Origin of the sequence: Streptomyces alkaliterrae (assembly GCF_007097205.2) — a bacterium.
GTDB lineage: Bacteria > Actinomycetota > Actinomycetes > Streptomycetales > Streptomycetaceae > Streptomyces > Streptomyces alkaliterrae.
Genome location: NZ_VJYK02000595.1, coordinates 1 through 1,236 on the forward strand (window position 1 = coordinate 1; position 1,236 = coordinate 1,236).

2 protein-coding genes and 1 pseudogene are annotated in these 1,236 nt (G+C 76.4%); 1 reads left to right on the forward strand and 2 read right to left on the reverse strand.

Annotated features, from left to right (window positions below; genetic code table 11):
• Positions 1-27 precede the first annotated feature (27 nt).
• Positions 28-231 (reverse strand): hypothetical protein, encoded by a 204-nt coding sequence (locus tag FNX44_RS29340; protein ID WP_228450300.1) that lies wholly within the window; start codon positions 229-231, stop codon positions 28-30.
• Between the two features lie 192 nt (positions 232-423).
• Between FNX44_RS29340 and FNX44_RS26995 the strand changes: the two genes are divergently transcribed.
• On the forward strand, positions 424-660 hold the full coding sequence (locus FNX44_RS26995; RefSeq protein ID WP_228450301.1) for a hypothetical protein: 237 nt from the start codon (positions 424-426) through the stop codon (positions 658-660).
• Here the strand turns inward: FNX44_RS26995 and FNX44_RS27000 are convergent.
• Positions 641-1,236, reverse strand: a pseudogene (locus FNX44_RS27000) (hypothetical protein); the annotation flags it as partial. The gene FNX44_RS26995 and the pseudogene FNX44_RS27000 sit on opposite strands and share 20 nt — an antisense overlap.

Sequence of the window (1,236 nt, forward strand, 5' to 3'; positions counted from 1 at the left end):
TCCCCGAACGCCTCGCCCCCCACGGCCTCACCCTCCGCCGGTCCACTCCGTAAGCACACCGAGGACGCGGAGAAGGCTCGTACGCAGTGCGTCCCGCGCCGCCGCCGCGGTCGTCCGACCGGCGATCCGCGCCTCGCCCGTGGCGTGCGCGAGCCCGATGGTGACCGCGACCAGCCAGTCGAACGGCAGCAGGTCGTCGAACTCACCGGCCCGCCGTCCGCGCTCCACCACCGGGCGGATCCGTTCGGCGACGGGAGCGTGGCGGCCGTGCTCGGTCCCAGACCCGACGGGAAGCGCACTGATCCGTCCACGAGCGCGGGTCACCCCCGGCGGCGGCGACCGACGCCAGACCGGCCTCCGGGCCCGCCTCGAGTACCCGCACGGCGGCGGCGAGGATCGACGAGGACCCCGCCGCGCTGCCGGGTGGAAGTCCACGAGGCAGTCGCCGACGGGGACCGGATCGCCGCCCGCTACACCCCGCACTTCCGGCAGCGCGGCAAGGGCCTCGCGATCGAGGTGTGCTTCTTCGGACACTTCGCGCCCGTCGGGCGGATGCGCCGGTCGAGCATGCTCACCCGCGCCCTGCCGACCACCGCCGGCGACAACGCCGAGCAGACGCGACGACCACTCGTGGGCCGGTTCATCCCCGGGGCACGGTGAGGCGCAGGGAAGAGCGGGCGACATGCCAGGTGCGGGTACCGAGCTCCGGGCCCGAGACCGTCACCGTCCGGGCCCGCACCCGCAGCGGCTGGCCGCCGGACGCGGAGCGGTCCCGGCCCACCTGCCGGACCACCACCTCCGCCAGTCCCGTCGCGACGCAGTCCGCCGGCGCCGACACGGACAGCTCCGCCACCGGCTGCTCGACGTCCACCAGCAGCACCCCGTCCGCCTCCACGCGCAGCCGCGTTGACGGCGTGGGGAAGCCGCTCGCGCGCCAGCGCGCGGGCCGGACCAGATCGGCGCACCTGCTCAGCGAGCCGCGCACGCCCGGTGGCTGCGCGCCGTCCGGCCGGGCGGCCGGGATGCGCAAGCCTCCCACCAGCACCGCGTCGCTGTCGTCCACGAGCAGCCCCACCGGCCGCTCGGCACCGCCGAGGACCGCCCGGGACGCGCTGACCACGTCGGTCGGCAAGCCCAGGCAGCGGGCCAGCTCAAGCTCCGGCGCGGGCCCCACCGGAACGAACGCCAACACCGCCGGCGCCGACACGGACAGCTCCGCCACCGGCTGCTCGACGT